This is a genomic window from Lelliottia amnigena (assembly GCF_019047465.1).
Classification (GTDB): Bacteria; Pseudomonadota; Gammaproteobacteria; order Enterobacterales; family Enterobacteriaceae; genus Enterobacter; species Enterobacter amnigenus.
This window is the reverse complement of the sequence record NZ_CP077236.1, coordinates 2,229,565-2,247,284: the sequence shown is the minus strand read 5'-3', so window position 1 is coordinate 2,247,284 and position 17,720 is coordinate 2,229,565. Positions and strand designations below refer to the sequence as shown.

The window sequence follows — 17,720 nt, the reverse complement described above, 5'->3', positions numbered from 1 at the left end:
CTCCTTAGTGGGTCGCGCTCATCTCACCGGGGAGGGCTGCACTGGCAGTTTGTCCCCCGCCCCCTGGCGGCGCTGACTGTAACGGATGTGACGCAAAGTAATTGCGCAGACCGTTGTAAATAGCATCGGCGATTTCCTGCTGGTAACTGTCGCTCGCCAGCAGGCGCTCTTCGCCGTTATTACTGATAAAACCGGTTTCGACCAGAATCGATGGGATATCCGGCGAACGCAACACGCCAAGGCTGGCATGCTCTGGACGGCGTTTGTGGATTGCGCCCACACGCTGCAACTGGCTTATCACGTTAGTGGCCACATCATACCCGACGCGCTGGGAATGACCGAATTGTAAATCCAGCACCGCCTGGCTGAGATACGGGTCGGACTGACTGTTTGCCAGCACATCCCCTGCGCCACCCAACAGTTCAGACTGTTTCTCATGCTCTTCCAGCCAGTTCGCCATCTCGCTGTTCGCGCGGCGATTCGACAACACCCAAACGGACGCGCCGGTCGCGCTGCGATTTGGCGCAGCATCCGCATGAATTGACACCAGGAAGTTAGCGTTTTGCTTGCGTGCAACGTCAGAACGCCCCATGACGGAGATAAAGTAATCGCCATCGCGGGTCATTACGCCTTTAAACATCGGGTCATCATTCAAGAGTTCACGCAGTTTGCGCGCAATCGCGATGGTGACATTTTTCTCACGCGTCCCACTCGGGCCAATTGCGCCAGGATCTTGCCCGCCGTGCCCCGCATCAATGGCGATAATCACTTTCTCACCGTTGGTATTCGTGGCAGGACGAGCGCGAGCCGCAGGGCGCGTGACCGTATTGCTGCTGGTGACGCTGGTTATGCGATCGTTTTCCGCTTTAAACGGATTACGCGCAGGTTCAGACGGACGCGGTGCAACAATCGGCGCTTCAACGCGTTTCGCCACGACAGGCGGTGGCGGTGGAGGCGGCGGAACATCAGCATTGATCGTAAAGACCACGGTATAATTCGCACCGTTTTGCTGCTTCACGGCGCGGGTTTTACCGTTTTGGGTAAGATCGACCACCAGGCGTAAAGACTGAGCATCTTTTGCCGTGCCGGAACGAATACTTTTGACCAGGTTATTACCGCTAAATTGCAGCGGCAGGCCTTGAATCACGCCAGTTTGTTTAATATCCAGCGCAACGCTGCGCTTATCAACCTGTGAAAACGCATAATCTGGATCGCCCATAAAACTGAAGGTGATCCGCGCCTGCGAATCACCGTTGGAGACCTGAATATCCGATAAACTTGCGGCTCCGGCCTGCGCGCACAGCAGCACCGTTGCAGCTAACAACCAACCTTTAACGCGATTAATCATCCCGTTATCCCTGAGTTCAGCCAGCTAAACGCGCCAGCAAGGAATTACCTGATGAGGAAACTGCACTGATGCGTGCCTCACGCCCTTGAGCCTGGTAATCTAAGTGAATTTCGACATCCGGGTCAGGCAACACACCCGCACCTTGTTGCGGCCACTCCACCAGGCAAATGGCATCGTTGGCAAAATAGTCACGGATCCCCATAAATTCCAGCTCCTCAGGGTCCGCAAGACGGTAAAGATCGAAGTGGTACACCATCAGATTGTCGAGGGTATAGGGTTCAACGAGCGTGTAAGTCGGGCTTTTCACGTTCCCTTTGTGGCCCAGGGCCTGTAAAAACCCCCGGCTAAACGTTGTTTTACCCGCCCCCAAATCACCGTACAAATAAATGACGGTCGCGCCCTCACAGGCCTGCGCCAGGCGCTTGCCAAGATCCAAAGTTGCCTGCTCGTCGGGTAAAGCCATCACTCGATTAGTCATTTTCTACGTCAATCACATCTGGGTTAACAACACGCCGTAGCGTGTCAAAAAGATCGGTGGCCAGCATACCGCGCGTTCCGTAGCGAGCAGCGAGCTTATCTGCTGCCGCCCCGTGGACCACGCAGCCTACGCTGGCTGCTTCATAAGGAGTGAATTGTTGTCCCAGCAATGCGCCGATAATACCGGAGAGCACATCGCCCATTCCGCCACTCGCCATTCCCGCATTGCCCGCGTCAATAATGCTGAGCGCGCCGGACTCACAGGCCACAATCGTGCCCGCCCCTTTTAAAACTGCAACACCTCCGTAACGTTTTACCAGACGCTGCGCAGAAAGTAAGCGATCGTTTTCAATTTCTGCGACGCTGCAGCTAAGCAGCCGCGCGGCCTCGCCGGGGTGTGGCGTCAGGATGCGATTGTGACGTTTATCAGGATTGATTGCCAGAAGGTTAAGCGCGTCGGCATCCCACAGCATCGGTTTACGACAATTCTCGACCTTTTGTAGCGCTTTCTTGCCCCACGCTTGTTGTCCCAGTCCAGGGCCAATGACCACCACATCGGCCCACTCCAGGCTCGCATCAAGAGATTCTGGCGTCAGTTCATGAGCCATCAGTTCAGGGCGAGCGGTAATAATGGGAGGGATATTTTCGATGCGCGTTAGCACTCGGACCAGGCCGGCTCCCGCACGCAGCGCGGCCTCTCCGGTCATACGAATCGCACCCGCGGTGCCGTGATCGCCGCCAATAATCACCAGCTTGCCGTGATCGCCCTTGTTCGACGTAGGACGGCGCGGCGGTAGCCACGCCTCAAGCTGATTCGCATCCAGGCGAGCGATGGGCGGTTCTTGGCCGGCAAGCCAGCTTTCAAGCCCCAGGGCATGATGATGAAGTTTTCCGACCACATCGCGGGCTTTGCCGGTCAGTAATCCAGGCTTGAGCGCAATAAACGTAACCGTATTCGTAGCATGAATCACCGCACCCGGCGTCGCGCCCGTCTGGGCAATCAGACCCGACGGAATATCCAGCGCAATGACAGGAGCCGGATGGGCATTCGCTTTATCGATGAGCGTTGCGATTGTTTCGCGCGGAGCCTGCCGGAGCCCCGTCCCCAGCAACCCATCAACAATCAGATCAATCCCTTCTGGCCAGATGATATCGGCGGCATGAATCTCCCCACCCGCATTCAGCCACGCCTCACGAGCTTCGCTCGCCTCTTCCGGCAGCGGTTTTTCACTTTCGATGGCCAGCAGCGTGACGCGCAGACCAGCGGCAACGGCCAGACGCGCGACCACATAACCATCGCCGCCGTTGTTGCCGTGCCCGCACAGAATCAGCCAATGTTGTGCCCCGGGACATGTCTCTCGCGCCACGGAAAACGCCGCCTCGCCGGCACGGAGCATCAGTTCATACAGCGTGATACCCAGGCTGTCTGCGGCCTCTTTTTCAGCGCGACGGAGGTCATCCGCAGGCCAAATGGAATGTGGTATACTGATGGGGATTTTCTTCATTGTATGGTCCGTCATGTCACAGCCCCTCGATCTCAATCAGTTAGCGCAAAACATTAAACAGTGGGGCGCAGAGCTTGGCTTCCAGAAAGTCGGTATCACCGATACCGATCTTTCCGCGAGCGAGCCAAAACTGCAGGCCTGGCTGGACAAACAATACCACGGCGAAATGGAGTGGATGGCGCGCCACGGTATGATGCGCGCGCGCCCTCATGAACTATTGCCGGGTACCTTGCGCGTCATCAGCGTTCGCATGAACTATCTTCCCGCCAACGCGGCGTTTGCCCGCACGCTAAAAGATCCGTCGCTGGGTTACGTCAGCCGTTACGCCCTGGGGCGTGACTACCACAAACTTCTGCGTAACCGACTCAAAAAACTCGGTGAAACCATCCAGGAGCATTGTGGCTCGCTGAATTTTAGACCCTTTGTCGACTCTGCGCCTATTCTTGAGCGCCCAATCGCCGAAAAAGCAGGCCTCGGATGGACAGGTAAGCACTCACTTATCCTCAGCCGTGATGCGGGTTCATTCTTCTTTCTCGGCGAATTGCTGATCGATTTACCGCTGCCCGTTGATGGCCCGGTTGAAGAAGGTTGCGGGCGTTGCGTGGCCTGCATGACGATTTGCCCGACGGGTGCGATTGTTGAGCCTTACACCGTTGATGCACGTCGCTGCATCTCGTATCTCACTATCGAACTGGAAGGCGCAATTCCGGAAGCGTTTCGACCTCTTATCGGTAACCGAATTTACGGCTGCGATGATTGCCAGCTGATTTGCCCGTGGAATCGCTACTCGCAGCTGACTGATGAAGACGATTTCAGCCCACGAAAAGCCCTGCACGCGCCAAAGCTCATCGAGTTATTCGCCTGGGACGAAGCTTATTTCCTGCGGATAACGGAAGGGTCTGCGATTCGACGCATTGGTCATCTGCGCTGGCTGCGAAATATTGCCGTTGCATTAGGAAACGCCTCCTGGGATGAAGCGAATATTATGGCGCTGGAAAGTCGCAGAGGTGAGCACCCACTTCTCGATGAGCACATAGAATGGGCGATTGCGCAGCAAATCGAGAAGCGAAATGCCTGCGTGGTCGAGGTGCAATTACCGAAGAAACAGCGACTGGTCAGAGTGATCGAAAAAGGGCTTATCCGCGACGCCTGATATATTCACAGCCTGTGAATAAAATTACCAAGCCAGATACCATCAGGCTTTGCAAACAGGTCAAGTGATCTGGATAACATTTTGAAATGAAATTTTATTTATATTATTCATGCAGTTAAAAAATAACCCTTCACCCTGCGAAGCGTTTGGTCGTTTCGCTAAAGCGGTATTAACTGTGGATAACTCTGTTTACAAGAATATTTCAAATACAATAGAAAATGTCCCCAACGAAGGAATTCGCTGTGGATAATCTGGAGACTGGAGAAAAATTTGGAGCGGGAAACGAGACTCGAACTCGCGACCCCGACCTTGGCAAGGTCGTGCTCTACCAACTGAGCTATTCCCGCTTAATCTATGTCTTTTAAGCTGCCGTATGATAGCGACTTAAAATTCTTTGATTGGTTGGTACGTGCTTAAAAGCACTTTCAAATTTTGGAGCGGGAAACGAGACTCGAACTCGCGACCCCGACCTTGGCAAGGTCGTGCTCTACCAACTGAGCTATTCCCGCATAATCTATGTTTTTTAAGCTGCCGTATTATAGCGACTCAAAATTCTTCGATTGGTTGGTACGTGCTTAAAAAGCACTTTTCAAATTTTGGAGCGGGAAACGAGACTCGAACTCGCGACCCCGACCTTGGCAAGGTCGTGCTCTACCAACTGAGCTATTCCCGCAAATTTGCTACTGCTTTTGCTGCTGTCGTAACGCGTAATTCTCTGTCGTTACGGGAGGCGCATTATACGAGAAATCCTTTTAGCTGCAACCCCCCTGAAAGCGATTTTTTTAAAATCACGTTCAAGTGATTAATTAATCGGCAAGCTGGACAATTTAACGGCAAATACCCGGCCGCGCAAGCGTACCGGGCATAAAAATCAAAGCTTAATGAAATTCTCGCGGTAAAACGCCAGTTCGGCCACTGACTCGCGAATGTCGTCCATCGCCTGATGCGTTCCCTGCTTCTTAAAGCCGTCTAAAATTTCCGGCTTCCAGCGACGCGCCAACTCTTTCAACGTGCTCACGTCCAGATAACGGTAGTGGAAATACGCTTCCAGTTCCGGCATGTACTTAAACAGGAAGCGGCGGTCTTGCCCAATGCTGTTACCGCAAATCGGCGATTTGCCTGCTGGAATCCACTGTTTCAGGAACTCAATCGTTGCCAGCTCCGCTTCGCGATCGCCCTGGGTGCTGGCTTTCACTCGCTCCACCAGCCCGCTGCCGGTATGAGTCCGCACGTTCCAGTCATCCATCAGCGCCAGCTGCGCGTCGGACTGGTGCACCGCAATCGTCGGGCCTTCAGCCAGAATATTCAGGTTGGCATCGGTCACCAGCGTCGCGATCTCAATGATGCGATCGCGCTCGGGATCAAGGCCGGTCATTTCCAGATCGATCCAAATCAGGTTGTTTTCATCTGCGCTCATGTTATTTTCCACCCTTCTCGCATAACCGGCTGTAGCTGGTTAACTAGTATTAATTAGTGTGTATCATAGAGGTTTTGCCCGTTATGGGCGACCAGGAGCCAGCACGATTGAGTAAAAATAAACTCTCCAAAGGGCAACAGCGCCGCGTAAATGCCAACCATGAACGCCGTCTTAAAACCACTTCGGAGAAACCCGATTACGACGACAATCTGTTTGGCGAGCCCACTGAAGGCATGGTCATTAGCCGTTTCGGCATGCATGCTGACGTAGAAGCCGCCGACGGTGGCGTTCACCGCTGCAACATCCGCCGCACCATCCGATCGCTGGTGACCGGCGACCGCGTCGTTTGGCGACCTGGAAAAGCAGCCGCTGAAGGCGTCCGAGTAAAAGGAATCGTAGAAGCGGTTCATGAGCGCACATCGGTGCTTAATCGTCCTGATTTTTACGACGGTGTTAAACCTATCGCCGCCAACATCAATCAGATCGTGATTGTTTCTGCGATCTTACCCGAACTTTCACTCAATATTATCGACCGCTATCTTGTTGCCTGCGAAACGCTTGAAGTCGAGCCATTGATTGTTCTTAACAAAATCGATCTGCTCGACGACGAAGGCATGCGTTTTGTGAATGAGCAGATGGATATCTACCGTAAGATTGGCTATCGCGTGCTGATGGTGTCGAGCCATAAGAAAGATGGCCTGAAGCCGCTTGAAGAAGCGCTGACAGATCGTATCAGCATTTTTGCGGGTCAGTCTGGCGTGGGTAAATCCAGCCTGCTGAACAACCTGCTGGGGTTACAGGAAGAGATCCTCACTAACGATGTTTCGGACAACTCGGGTCTGGGCCAGCACACCACCACGGCTTCTCGCCTGTATCATTTCCCGCACGGCGGCGATGTGATCGACTCCCCCGGCGTACGTGAGTTTGGTCTGTGGCATCTTGAACCGGAACAAATCTTCAACGGATTTGTCGAATTCCATGAATATTTAGGCGCTTGCAAATACCGCGACTGCAAACACGACAATGACCCTGGCTGCGCCATTCGTCAGGCAGTTGAAGACGGCAAAATTGCGGAGACACGCTTTTACAACTATCACCACATTCTCGAAAGCATGGATCAGGTAAAAACACGTAAAAACTTTTCTGATTCTGATAACTGACAACTAAGCTAAGCGTCGCTAAAATCGTCCCCTTTTTTCAGGTTCCGGCTGCGTTAAGCCGGATCAGGAACGACAAAACAATGGCCTGGAGGCTACCTTGTTAAACTCATTTAAACTTTCGCTTCAATACATTCTGCCGAAACTATGGCTCACCCGCCTGGCGGGTTGGGGCGCGAGCAAACGAGCGGGTTGGTTAACGAAGCTGGTTATCGATCTGTTCGTTAAATACTACAAGGTCGATATGAAAGAAGCGCAGAAGCCGGATACTGCCAGCTATCGCTCCTTTAACGATTTTTTCGTGCGCCCACTGCGTGATGAAGTTCGCCCGCTGAATACCGATCCCAACGTGCTGGTGATGCCGGCTGACGGCGTTATCAGTCAGCTCGGCAAGATTGAAGAAGATAAAATCCTGCAGGCCAAAGGCCATGACTACAGCATGGAAGCCCTGCTGGCAGGAAACTATCTGATGGCGGATCTGTTCCGTAACGGCTCGTTTGTGACCACTTACTTGTCACCGCGTGACTATCACCGCGTACATATGCCATGCAACGGCATCCTGCGCGAGATGATCTATGTGCCGGGCGACCTGTTCTCCGTCAATCATCTGACCGCGCAAAATGTACCGAACCTGTTCGCCCGTAACGAGCGCGTCATCTGCCTGTTTGATACTGAATTCGGTCCGATGGCCCAGATTCTGGTAGGTGCGACGATTGTGGGCAGCATCGAAACCGTATGGGCTGGCACGATTACGCCACCGCGTGAAGGCGTCATCAAACGCTGGACCTGGCCGGCTGGAGAAAGCGAAGGGTCTGTCGCTCTGCTGAAAGGCCAGGAAATGGGTCGGTTCAAACTCGGTTCAACGGTGATTAACCTGTTCGCACCGGGCAAAGTTAACCTGGTGGAGTCGCTGAAAAGCCTGTCCGTGACTAAGATTGGTCAACCGCTGGCTATCTCTACCGAAACCTTCGTAACGCCGGAAGCAGAACCTGCACCGCTGGCAGAAGAAGAGATCAACGCTGAACACGACGCCAGCCCGCTGGTTGACGACAGTAAAGACCCAGTCTAAAACATACGCATACCCTTCAGGCTGCGCTGAGCCAATCGGCAGCCTGAAGTAAAAAATGTATGAAGGAATCGCTGACGTGCGCCTGATAATTATTTTTCTGATGGCCTGGTGCCTCAGTGTGGGGGCGTATGCAGCAACAGCCCCTGACGCCAAACAAATCACCCAAGAACTGGAACAGGCTAAAGCGGCAAAACCCGCTCAGCCCGAGACCGTTGAGTCGCTCCAGGCCGCCCTGAATGCGCTTGAAGAACGTAAAGGCTCTCTTGAGCGTGCGCAGCAGTATCAACAAGTTATTGATAACTTCCCTAAACTCTCGCAAACGTTGCGTTCGCAGCTGACTAATCTGCGCGACGAGCCGCGTGACGCCCCTTTGGGTATGACGTCCGATGCCCTGAATCAGGAAATCCTGCAGGTCAGCAGTCAGTTGCTGGAAAAAAGCCGTCAGGCCCAGCAGGAACAAGAGCGCGCCCGCGAAATCGCGGATTCCCTGAGCCAACTGCCGCAACAGCAAACCGATGCCCGTCGCCAGCTAAATGAAATTGAACGCCGGATCGGTGCGCAGCCAGGCAACACCCCGCAAAATCTCAGTTTGCAGGCAGAATCAGCCAAACTAAAAGCACAAGTTGATGAGCTCGAACTCGCCCAACTGTCGGCCAATAACCGTCAGGAACTGGCGCGTATGCGTTCAGAACTGGCGCAAAAGCAGAGCCAGCAGCTTGATGCCTATCTGCAAGCCCTGCGTAATCAGTTGAACAGTCAACGCCAGCGTGAAGCCGAGCGCGCGCTGGAGAGCACCGAACTGCTGGCTGAAAACAGCGAAAACCTGCCTGCGGGCATCGTCGATCAGTTCAAAATTAACCGTGAGCTGTCTGCCGCGCTCAACCAGCAGGCTCAGCGTATGGACCTGGTGGCTTCTCAGCAGCGCCAGGCCACCAATCAGACGTTACAGGTCCGACAGGCCCTGAACACGTTGCGCGAGCAATCGCAGTGGCTCGGCTCATCGAATTTACTCGGCGAAGCATTACGTGCGCAGGTTTCGCGTCTGCCGGAAATGCCAAAGCCGCAGCAGCTGGACACCGAAATGGCGCAATTGCGCGTTCAGCGCCTGCGTTTTGAAGATCTGCTCAACAAACAGCCGCAAATTCGCCAGCTTAAGCAGGCGGATGGTAAACCGTTGACCAGCGAGCAAAATCGCATTCTGGAAGCGCAACTGCGCACCCAACGCGAACTGCTGAACTCGCTGTTACAGGGCGGTGATACGCTCATTCTCGAACTGACCAAGCTGAAAGTTTCCAATAGCCAGCTTGAAGACGCGCTGAAAGAAGTCAACGAGGCGACGCATCGCTACCTGTTCTGGACCTCCGATGTTCGGCCCATGACCTTCTCCTGGCCAATTGATATCGTGCAGGATCTGCGTCGTTTGATTTCACTGGATACCTTTGGTCAGGTGGGCAAAGCCGGTGTCATGATTCTCACCAGCAAAGAGACCATCTTCCCGCTGCTGGGCGCACTGATCCTGGTTGGATTTAGTATTTACTCGCGCAGGCATTTCACACGGTTCCTGGAACGTTCCAGCTCCCGCGTCGGTAAAGTGACGCAGGACCACTTCTGGCTCACGCTGCGCACCGTTTTCTGGTCGATTCTGGTGGCGTCACCGCTGCCGGTTCTGTGGATGACGCTGGGATATGGCCTGCGAGAAGCGTGGCCATATCCGCTGGCCGTGGCGATTGGCGATGGCGTAACCGCCACGGTTCCGCTGCTATGGGTGGTGATGATTTGCGCCACCTTTGCTCGCCCCAATGGCCTGTTTATCGCCCACTTTGCCTGGCCGCGCCAGCGTGTGTCGCGCGCGATGCGCTATTACCTGATGAGCATCGGACTGATTGTGCCGCTGATTATGGCGCTGATTATGTTCGATAATCTGAACGACCGTGAATTTTCGGGCTCCCTCGGACGGCTGTGCTTTATGCTGATCTGCGGCGCGCTGGCGATGGTCACACTGAGTCTCAAGCGCGCGGGCATTCCGCTGTATGTCGATAAGACCGGCAGCGGCGACAACATGGTGAACCGCATGCTGTGGAACCTGCTGCTTAGCGCCCCGCTGGCGGCAATTCTGGCTGCCGCCGTGGGCTATCTCGCCACCGCGCAGGCGCTGCTGGCGCGTCTGGAAACGTCGGTCGCGATCTGGTTCCTGCTGTTGGTGGTGTATCACGTTATCCGTCGTTGGATGCTGATTCAGCGCCGCCGACTGGCTTTTGATCGTGCCAAGCATCGCCGAGCCGAAATTCTTGCCCAGCGTGCGCGCGGTGAAGAAGATCCGCATAGCACCAGCAGTACAGAAGGCAATATGGATGTCGATGAAGTCGAGCTGGATCTTGACGCCATCAGTACCCAGTCATTGCGCCTGGTGCGATCCATCCTGATGCTGATCGCGCTGTTGTCGGTCATCGTTCTGTGGTCGGAAATCCACTCGGCGTTTGGCTTCCTGGAGAACATTTCGCTGTGGGATGCCACCTCGACCGTTCAGGGTGTCGAAAGCATTGAACCGATAACCCTCGGTGCAGTGCTGATCGCGATTCTGGTCCTGATTATCACTACCCAACTGGTGCGAAACTTCCCAGCCCTGCTGGAACTGGCGCTGTTGCAGCATCTGGATTTGACCCCCGGCACCGGGTACGCCATCACCACGATCACTAAATATCTGATCTTGCTGTTTGGCGCGCTGATGGGCTTTTCGATGATAGGTATTGAATGGTCGAAGCTGCAATGGCTGGTCGCCGCGCTGGGTGTCGGGTTAGGCTTCGGCTTACAGGAGATATTCGCCAACTTTATCTCGGGTCTGATCATCTTGTTCGAGAAACCAATACGTATTGGCGACACCGTGACGATCCGCGATCTGACCGGCAGCATTACCAAGATCAACACCCGCGCTACGACGATCAGTGACTGGGACCGCAAAGAGATCATCGTGCCGAACAAAGCGTTTATCACCGAACAGTTTATCAACTGGTCCCTCTCCGACTCCGTGACGCGCGTGGTGCTCACCGTGCCTGCGCCGTCGGATGCCAACAGCGAAGAGGTGACGCAGATTCTGTACACGGCGGCGGAGCGCTGCTCGCTGGTGATTGATAATCCAGCGCCGGAAGTGTTTCTGGTGGATTTACAGCAGGGGATTCAGATTTTCGAGCTGCGTATCTACGCTGCTGAAATGGGACACCGTATGCCGCTGCGTCACGAAATCCATCAGCTTATTCTGGCGGGCTTCCGTGAACACGGGATTGATATGCCGTTCCCACCATTCCAGATGCGTCTGGAAACTCTCGATGGGCGTAAAACGGGTAGAACACTGTCGTCGGCAACGCGAAAACGCCCGGCAGGAAGTTTGTAAGGTGTGATGCGGGAAGGTCGGTGCGGTCTGATGCCGTCACACCGGTCATCTCTCACGGAAGAGAGAGAAGACACTAAAAACGGCAACTGAGTTGCCGTTTTGCTTTTGGCTTGTGCGGTCTGATGCCGTCACACTAGCCCTCTCCCACGGGAGAGGGAGAAAATACTAAAAACGGCAACTGAGTTGCCGTTTTGCTTTTGGCTTGTGCGGTCTGATGCCCTCACCCCAGCCCTCTCCCTCGGGAGAGGGAGAAACACTAAAAACGGCAACTGAGTTGCCGTTTTGCTTTTGGCTTGTGCGGTCTGATGCCGTCACACTAGCCCTCTCCCACGGGAGAGGGAGAAAATACTAAAAACGGCAACTGAGTTGCCGTTTTGCTTTTGGCTAGGCCCGATCGACCGTAAAGGCGATCACGTCCGCCAGTTGCTCAGCCCCCAGCGCCAGCATCACCAGACGATCGACGCCCAGAGCCACGCCGGAGCAATCCGGAAGCCCGGCTTTCAACGCTTCCAGTAAATTCGTATCAATAGGCTGCTGCGGCAATCCGCGTGCGGCGCGCTTGCGGTTATCCTGATCAAAACGCTGCTGCTGCTCTCGGGCATCCGTCAGTTCATGGAAACCATTCGCCAGCTCAATACCTTTGTAATACACCTCAAAACGCTCGGCGACGCGGTGATCTTCGGTGCTGATCTGCGCCAGCGACGCCTGGCTTGCCGGGAAGTGATAAACAAAAGTCGGGCGATCTTTGCCAATGTGCGGTTCAACGCCAAAAGCAAACAGCAGCTGCAATAAGGTATCGCGATCTTCTTCCGTGTCCGCGACGTTGCTGAGATCCAGCTTTGCTGCCGCTTCGCGCAGCTGCGTTTTATCTGCCGACAGCGGATCGATTTCCAGATGACGCTGGAAGACCTGCTGATACGACAGAGTTTCTGCTCCAGCGCAATCCAGCACCTGTTGCAGCAAGTCGTCCACTTCGTTCATCAGACGATACATGTCGTAATGCGGGCGATACCACTCCAGCATGGTAAATTCCGGATTGTGGTGACGCCCCATCTCTTCATTACGGAAGCTGCGACACAGCTGATAAACCGGCCCACAGCCCGCCGCCAGCAGGCGTTTCATGTGATATTCCGGGCTGGTCATCATGTAGAGGTTCATCCCCTGCGAGTGGCCAGGCCCCACGAAACGGGTTTCAAACGGCACCAGATGAATATCGGTTACCGTCGCCTGGCTCATGCACGGCGTTTCCACCTCCAGTACGCCACGGTCAGCAAAGAAACGACGGATTTCCGTCATAATTGCCGCGCGTTTTAACAGGTTTGGGATGGATGCGCTCGGCTGCCAGGTGGCCGTTTCGCTCATGAGACTTTCTCCGATTTCAGACAAGGGCACGAAGTCTACTCGTAAGCGTCGGGAGTGACAAATTTTGCACACTAAATTCTCTCGATTCAGCCGACCGCGTGATTTCGTGACGCATTTCATCAATCAAGATGATAAATCCGCGTACAGAACAGCAAAAAAATCGAACACGTCAAATTTCCCCGACATCCATACGGTTATACTGTTTTACCCATAAAGGAGCAGTGGAATCTCTTTCGCAATCGCCCTCGGGCAGGTGAACACCGTTAAGGCATTCGCGTTGCGGAATAACAAAAATCTGGAGGAATGTCGTGCACACTTTTCAAGCCGATCTGGTCGTTATAGGCGCTGGCGGTGCGGGATTACGCGCCGCTATTGCCGCAGCGCAGGCTAATCCGAATGCTAAAATTGCGCTGGTTTCAAAAGTCTATCCGATGCGCAGCCACACGGTTGCTGCAGAAGGAGGATCCGCCGCCGTTGCGCAGGATCATGACAGCTTCGAATACCATTTCCACGACACGGTGGCCGGTGGCGACTGGCTGTGCGAACAGGATGTCGTTGACTACTTCGTTCATCATTGTCCCACCGAAATGACGCAACTGGAACAGTGGGGATGCCCGTGGAGCCGCCGTGAAGATGGCAGCGTCAACGTTCGCCGTTTCGGCGGCATGAAAATCGAACGAACGTGGTTTGCCGCCGACAAAACCGGCTTCCACATGCTGCATACCCTGTTCCAGACATCCCTCCAGTTCCCACAAATTCAACGCTTCGATGAACACTTCGTCCTGGATATTCTGGTCGATGACGGTCATGCGCGCGGTCTGGTGGCGATGAACATGATGGAAGGCACCTTGATGCAAATCCGCGCGAACGCCGTGGTGATGGCAACCGGCGGTGCGGGTCGTGTTTACCGTTACAACACCAACGGCGGGATTGTGACGGGCGACGGAATGGGCATGGCGTTACGTCACGGCGTTCCGCTACGCGATATGGAATTTGTGCAGTATCACCCAACCGGTTTGCCGGGTTCCGGCATTCTGATGACGGAAGGCTGCCGCGGTGAAGGCGGGATTCTGGTCAATAAAGATGGCTATCGCTATCTGCAGGATTACGGCATGGGCCCCGAAACCCCGCTTGGCGAGCCGAAAAACAAATATATGGAACTCGGCCCACGCGACAAAGTGTCCCAGGCGTTCTGGCACGAGTGGCGCAAAGGCAACACCATTTCGACGCCGCGCGGCGATGTGGTTTACCTCGACCTGCGTCATCTTGGCGAGAAGAAATTGCTGGAGCGTCTGCCGTTCATTTGTGAACTGGCAAAAGCCTACGTCGGCGTCGATCCGGTAAAAGAGCCGATTCCTGTTCGTCCAACCGCGCACTACACCATGGGCGGTATCGAAACCAATCAGGAGTGCGAAACCCACATTAAAGGGCTGTTTGCCGTCGGCGAATGTTCTTCTGTCGGCCTGCACGGCGCGAACCGACTCGGATCTAACTCTCTGGCAGAGCTGGTCGTCTTTGGCCGCATGGCCGGTGAAAAAGCGATGGAACGTGCGGCAACAACCGGTGAGGCCAATAGCGCCGCGCTGGACGCACAGGTGGCTGATGTCGAGAAGCGCCTGAAAGCGCTGGTCAATCAGGAAGGTAACGAGAACTGGTCGAAGATCCGCGATGAAATGGGCCTGTCCATGGAAGAAGGCTGCGGTATCTACCGTACGCCAGAGCTGATGCAGAAAACCGTTGATAAGCTGGCAGAGCTGCAGGAGCGCTTCAAGCGCGTGCGTATTACCGATACCTCCAGCGTGTTCAATACCGATCTGCTCTACACCCTCGAGCTGGGCCACGGCCTGAACGTCGCCGAATGTATGGCGCACTCTGCGCTGGCTCGTAAAGAGTCGCGCGGCGCGCATCAACGTCTTGACGAAGGCTGCACCGAACGTGATGACGTCAATTTCCTCAAGCATACCCTCGCTTATCGCGACGCTGACGGCACAACTCGCCTGAGCTACAGCGATGTGAAGATCACCACGCTGCCGCCAGCAAAACGTGTTTACGGTGGAGAAGCGGAAGCAGCCGACAAAAAGGAGACGGCAAATGGCTGAGATGCAAACGCTGAAAATCGAAGTGGTGCGCTACAACCCGGAAGTCGACGCCGCACCGCACAGCGCGTTCTATGACGTACCTTATGACGAGCAAACGTCCCTGCTGGATGCGCTTGGGTACATCAAAGATAACCTGGCTCCGGACCTGAGCTATCGCTGGTCTTGCCGTATGGCAATCTGCGGTTCCTGCGGCATGATGGTCAACAAAGTGCCGAAGCTGGCGTGTAAAACGTTCCTGCGTGAATACACCAAAGGCATGAAGGTCGAAGCGCTGGGCAACTTCCCGATCGAGCGCGATCTGGTGGTCGATATGACCCACTTTATCGAAAGTCTGGAAGCGATTAAGCCGTACATTATCGGTAACCCGCGTACGCCGGATCAGGGTCCAAACACTCAGACGCCTGCGCAGATGGCGAAATACCATCAGTTTTCCGGCTGTATCAACTGTGGTCTGTGCTACGCGGCCTGCCCACAGTTCGGCCTGAATCCGGAGTTTATCGGTCCGGCTGCGATTACGCTGGCGCATCGTTACAACGAAGACAGCCGCGACCACGGTAAGAAAGAACGTATGGCGCAGTTGAACAGTCAGAACGGCGTGTGGAGCTGTACTTTCGTGGGCTACTGCTCCGAAGTGTGCCCGAAACATGTCGATCCGGCCGCCGCCATTCAGCAGGGTAAAGTGGAAAGCTCGAAAGACTTTCTTATCGCCACCCTGAAACCACGCTAAGGAGTGCATGATGACGACTAAACGCAAAGCCTACGTGCGGCCAATGCCGTCCACCTGGTGGAAAAAACTGCCGTTTTATCGCTTCTATATGCTGCGCGAAGGCACTGCGGTTCCGGCGGTCTGGTTCAGCCTTGAGCTGATGTATGGGGTATTCGCCCTTAAACACGGTCCGGAAACCTGGGCGGGTTTTGTGGGTTTCCTGCAAAATCCGGTGGTGGTGATCCTGAACCTGATCGTACTGGCGGCCGCGCTGCTGCATACCAAAACCTGGTTTGAGCTGGCACCAAAAGCCGCGAATATCATTGTTAAAGGCGAAAAAATGGGACCCGAGCCGGTCATTAAAGGGCTTTGGGCGGTGACGGCAGTCGTGACTGCGGTCGTTCTGTTTGTCGCACTGTTCTGGTAAGGAGGCCTGAGTGATTAATCCAAATCCAAAGCGCTCTGACGAGCCGGTATTCTGGGGTCTGTTTGGCGCAGGCGGAATGTGGAGCGCCATCGTCGCCCCGGTCATTATTCTGCTGGTTGCCATTTTGCTGCCGCTGGGGCTGTTCCCTGGCGAGGCACTGGGATACGAGCGTGTACTGGCATTCGCGAGCAGTTTTATTGGTCGCGTGTTTATCTTCCTGATGATTGTTCTGCCGCTGTGGCTGGGACTGCACCGTATTCATCACGCCATGCATGATTTAAAAATCCACGTACCCAACGGTAAATGGGTATTTTACGGTCTGGCGACGATCCTGACCGTGGTAACTTTGGTGGCTATCGTCACTATCTGATATTGTGGTTCTTCATCCGGCCCGCCCTTCCCGGCGGGCTTTTTTATGGAAGAGAATCAGATGAAAAAATCCCTTTGCGCCGTGCTGCTGCTTACCGCTTCATGCTCTGCGCTTGCCGCGCCTCAAACTGAAAAACAGATCGCTGATACCGTCAATCGCATCATGACCCCGCTCATGAAAGAACAGGCGATTCCGGGCATGGCCGTCGCCGTGATTTATCAGGGAAAGACGCACTATTTTGTCTACGGCAAAGCAGATATCGCCGCGAATCAGCCCGTCACTCAGCACACCTTGTTTGAGCTGGGCTCCGTGAGCAAAACCTTTACCGGCGTTCTGGGCGGCGAAGCCATCGCACGCGGTGAAATCAGGCTTGACGATCCCGCCAGCAAATACTGGCCTGCGCTGACGGGTAAACAATGGAAAGGCATTACTCTGATGCATCTGGCTACTTACACCGCAGGCGGTTTGCCGCTGCAAGTGCCGGATGAGGTAACCGATCAGGCGGCGCTTCTGCATTTCTACCAAAACTGGCAACCGCAGTGGACGCCGGGCGCAAAACGCCTGTACGCCAACGCCAGTATCGGTTTGTTCGGCATGCTGGCGGTCAAGCCATCAGGGATGGATTTTGAACAGGCGATGGCCACACGCGTGTTCCAGCCGCTGGAACTCAATCACACCTGGATTAACGTCCCGGCAGCAGAGGAGAAGCATTACGCCTGGGGCTATCGTGACGGTAAACCGGTGCACGTTTCGCCCGGCATGCTTGATGCGGAATCTTACGGCGTCAAAACGACCATTGAAGATATGGCGAGCTGGGTTCGGGCCAATATGAATCCTGCGGGCGTTAAAGATGAAATGCTTAAGCAAGGAATCGAACTGGCACAGTCACGTTACTGGCGTATCGGGGAGATGTATCAGGGCTTAGGCTGGGAAATGCTGAACTGGCCGGTGAAAGCAAAAACCGTCGTCGACGGCAGCGATAACAAAATCGCACTGGCATCGCTGACGGCCGTCGAAGTGAATCCTCCCGCGCCCGCAGTTAAAGCCTCGTGGGTGCACAAGACGGGTTCAACCGGCGGATTTGGGAGCTACGTCGCCTTTATTCCTGAAAAGAACATCGGCATCGTGATGCTGGCGAATAAAAGCTATCCTAACCCTGCGCGTGTCGATGCGGCGTATCGTATCCTGGACACGTTGAAATAACCGATTTACCCCCATTTTCCTTGCTGTCATCTACACTTA

14 protein-coding genes and 3 tRNA genes are annotated in these 17,720 nt (G+C 54.7%); 9 read left to right on the top strand and 8 right to left on the bottom strand.

What is annotated here, in order from left to right; all coding sequences use genetic code 11:
• Window positions 1-4: 4 nt before the first annotated feature.
• Genes amiB through nnr form a run of 3 tightly spaced genes read right to left on the bottom strand, consistent with a single transcriptional unit; the run spans window position 5 to window position 3,345 of the window.
• A complete protein-coding gene (gene amiB, locus I6L74_RS10520) occupies window positions 5-1,348 on the bottom strand; it encodes an N-acetylmuramoyl-L-alanine amidase AmiB (protein ID WP_059179926.1) in 1,344 nt (447 codons plus the stop codon).
• 16 nt (window positions 1,349-1,364) lie between these two features.
• A complete protein-coding gene (tsaE, locus tag I6L74_RS10515) occupies window positions 1,365-1,826 on the bottom strand; it encodes a tRNA (adenosine(37)-N6)-threonylcarbamoyltransferase complex ATPase subunit type 1 TsaE (RefSeq protein WP_059179925.1) in 462 nt (153 codons plus the stop codon).
• On the bottom strand, window positions 1,819-3,345 hold the full coding sequence (gene nnr, locus I6L74_RS10510; RefSeq protein WP_059179924.1) for a bifunctional ADP-dependent NAD(P)H-hydrate dehydratase/NAD(P)H-hydrate epimerase: 1,527 nt from the start codon (window positions 3,343-3,345) through the stop codon (window positions 1,819-1,821). The genes tsaE and nnr overlap by 8 nt, the downstream gene beginning before the upstream one ends.
• On the opposite strand from nnr, the gene queG reads away from it, so the two are divergent.
• Entirely contained in the window at window positions 3,344-4,483 is a 1,140-nt protein-coding gene (queG, locus tag I6L74_RS10505; protein WP_059179923.1) for a tRNA epoxyqueuosine(34) reductase QueG, read from the top strand. The two genes, nnr and queG, sit on opposite strands and share 2 nt — an antisense overlap.
• A gap of 271 nt (window positions 4,484-4,754) precedes the next feature.
• On the opposite strand, the gene I6L74_RS10500 is transcribed toward queG, so the two are convergent.
• The 4 genes from I6L74_RS10500 to orn form a co-directional block, all read right to left on the bottom strand.
• Window positions 4,755-4,830: transfer RNA gene (locus I6L74_RS10500), tRNA-Gly, on the bottom strand.
• Between the two features lie 86 nt (window positions 4,831-4,916).
• Window positions 4,917-4,992, bottom strand: a tRNA-Gly gene (locus I6L74_RS10495).
• 88 nt (window positions 4,993-5,080) lie between these two features.
• A tRNA-Gly gene (locus I6L74_RS10490) sits at window positions 5,081-5,156 on the bottom strand.
• 198 nt (window positions 5,157-5,354) lie between these two features.
• Entirely contained in the window at window positions 5,355-5,900 is a 546-nt protein-coding gene (gene orn, locus I6L74_RS10485) for an oligoribonuclease (RefSeq protein WP_011915609.1), read from the bottom strand.
• Window positions 5,901-6,007: 107 nt separating this feature from the next.
• On the opposite strand from orn, the gene rsgA reads away from it, so the two are divergent.
• The 3 genes from rsgA (at window position 6,008) to mscM (ending at window position 11,514) form a co-directional block, all read left to right on the top strand.
• Entirely contained in the window at window positions 6,008-7,060 is a 1,053-nt protein-coding gene (rsgA, locus tag I6L74_RS10480; RefSeq protein ID WP_072241920.1) for a small ribosomal subunit biogenesis GTPase RsgA, read from the top strand.
• 97 nt (window positions 7,061-7,157) lie between these two features.
• The gene (gene asd / locus I6L74_RS10475; protein ID WP_059179921.1) at window positions 7,158-8,126 is read left to right on the top strand and encodes an archaetidylserine decarboxylase; all 969 of its coding nucleotides are present in this window, start codon (window positions 7,158-7,160) and stop codon (window positions 8,124-8,126) included.
• Window positions 8,127-8,202: 76 nt separating this feature from the next.
• A complete protein-coding gene (gene mscM, locus I6L74_RS10470) occupies window positions 8,203-11,514 on the top strand; it encodes a miniconductance mechanosensitive channel MscM (protein WP_059180039.1) in 3,312 nt (1,103 codons plus the stop codon).
• 384 nt (window positions 11,515-11,898) lie between these two features.
• Here mscM and epmA read toward each other — a convergent pair whose 3' ends face one another.
• Window positions 11,899-12,876, bottom strand: coding sequence for an elongation factor P--(R)-beta-lysine ligase (epmA, locus tag I6L74_RS10465; protein WP_059179920.1), 978 nt, complete (start codon window positions 12,874-12,876; stop codon window positions 11,899-11,901).
• 308 nt (window positions 12,877-13,184) lie between these two features.
• Here epmA and frdA point away from each other — a divergent pair, with 308 nt between their 5' ends.
• The 5 genes from frdA to blaLAQ are packed head-to-tail and all read left to right on the top strand — an operon-like array spanning window position 13,185 to window position 17,681.
• On the top strand, window positions 13,185-14,975 hold the full coding sequence (gene frdA, locus I6L74_RS10460) for a fumarate reductase (quinol) flavoprotein subunit (RefSeq protein ID WP_059179919.1): 1,791 nt from the start codon (window positions 13,185-13,187) through the stop codon (window positions 14,973-14,975).
• Window positions 14,968-15,702 carry a fumarate reductase iron-sulfur protein gene (frdB, locus tag I6L74_RS10455; protein WP_059179918.1) on the top strand — a complete coding sequence of 245 codons (735 nt, stop codon included), beginning with the start codon at window positions 14,968-14,970 and terminating at the stop codon, window positions 15,700-15,702. Before frdA ends, frdB begins: the two co-directional genes overlap by 8 nt.
• A 10-nt stretch (window positions 15,703-15,712) precedes the next feature.
• Window positions 15,713-16,108: a fumarate reductase subunit FrdC gene (gene frdC, locus I6L74_RS10450; protein ID WP_059179917.1), complete on the top strand. Its 396-nt coding sequence runs from the start codon at window positions 15,713-15,715 to the stop codon at window positions 16,106-16,108.
• Between the two features lie 10 nt (window positions 16,109-16,118).
• Entirely contained in the window at window positions 16,119-16,478 is a 360-nt protein-coding gene (frdD, locus tag I6L74_RS10445; protein WP_011915601.1) for a fumarate reductase subunit FrdD, read from the top strand.
• 60 nt (window positions 16,479-16,538) lie between these two features.
• Window positions 16,539-17,681, top strand: a complete 1,143-nt coding sequence (blaLAQ, locus tag I6L74_RS10440; RefSeq protein ID WP_059180038.1) for an LAQ family class C beta-lactamase — start codon at window positions 16,539-16,541, stop codon at window positions 17,679-17,681.
• Window positions 17,682-17,720 lie beyond the last annotated feature (39 nt).

Coding starts and splice junctions, on each gene's coding strand:
- amiB (WP_059179926.1), bottom strand. CDS start 1,348: ATGATTAATCGCGTTAAAGGTTGGTTGTTAGCTGCAACGGTGCTGCTG.
- nnr (WP_059179924.1), bottom strand. CDS start 3,345: ATGACGGACCATACAATGAAGAAAATCCCCATCAGTATACCACATTCC.
- epmA (WP_059179920.1), bottom strand. CDS start 12,876: ATGAGCGAAACGGCCACCTGGCAGCCGAGCGCATCCATCCCAAACCTG.
- queG (WP_059179923.1), top strand. CDS start 3,344: ATGTCACAGCCCCTCGATCTCAATCAGTTAGCGCAAAACATTAAACAG.
- tsaE (WP_059179925.1), bottom strand. CDS start 1,826: ATGACTAATCGAGTGATGGCTTTACCCGACGAGCAGGCAACTTTGGAT.
- frdC (WP_059179917.1), top strand. CDS start 15,713: ATGACGACTAAACGCAAAGCCTACGTGCGGCCAATGCCGTCCACCTGG.
- blaLAQ (WP_059180038.1), top strand. CDS start 16,539: ATGAAAAAATCCCTTTGCGCCGTGCTGCTGCTTACCGCTTCATGCTCT.
- frdB (WP_059179918.1), top strand. CDS start 14,968: ATGGCTGAGATGCAAACGCTGAAAATCGAAGTGGTGCGCTACAACCCG.
- orn (WP_011915609.1), bottom strand. CDS start 5,900: ATGAGCGCAGATGAAAACAACCTGATTTGGATCGATCTGGAAATGACC.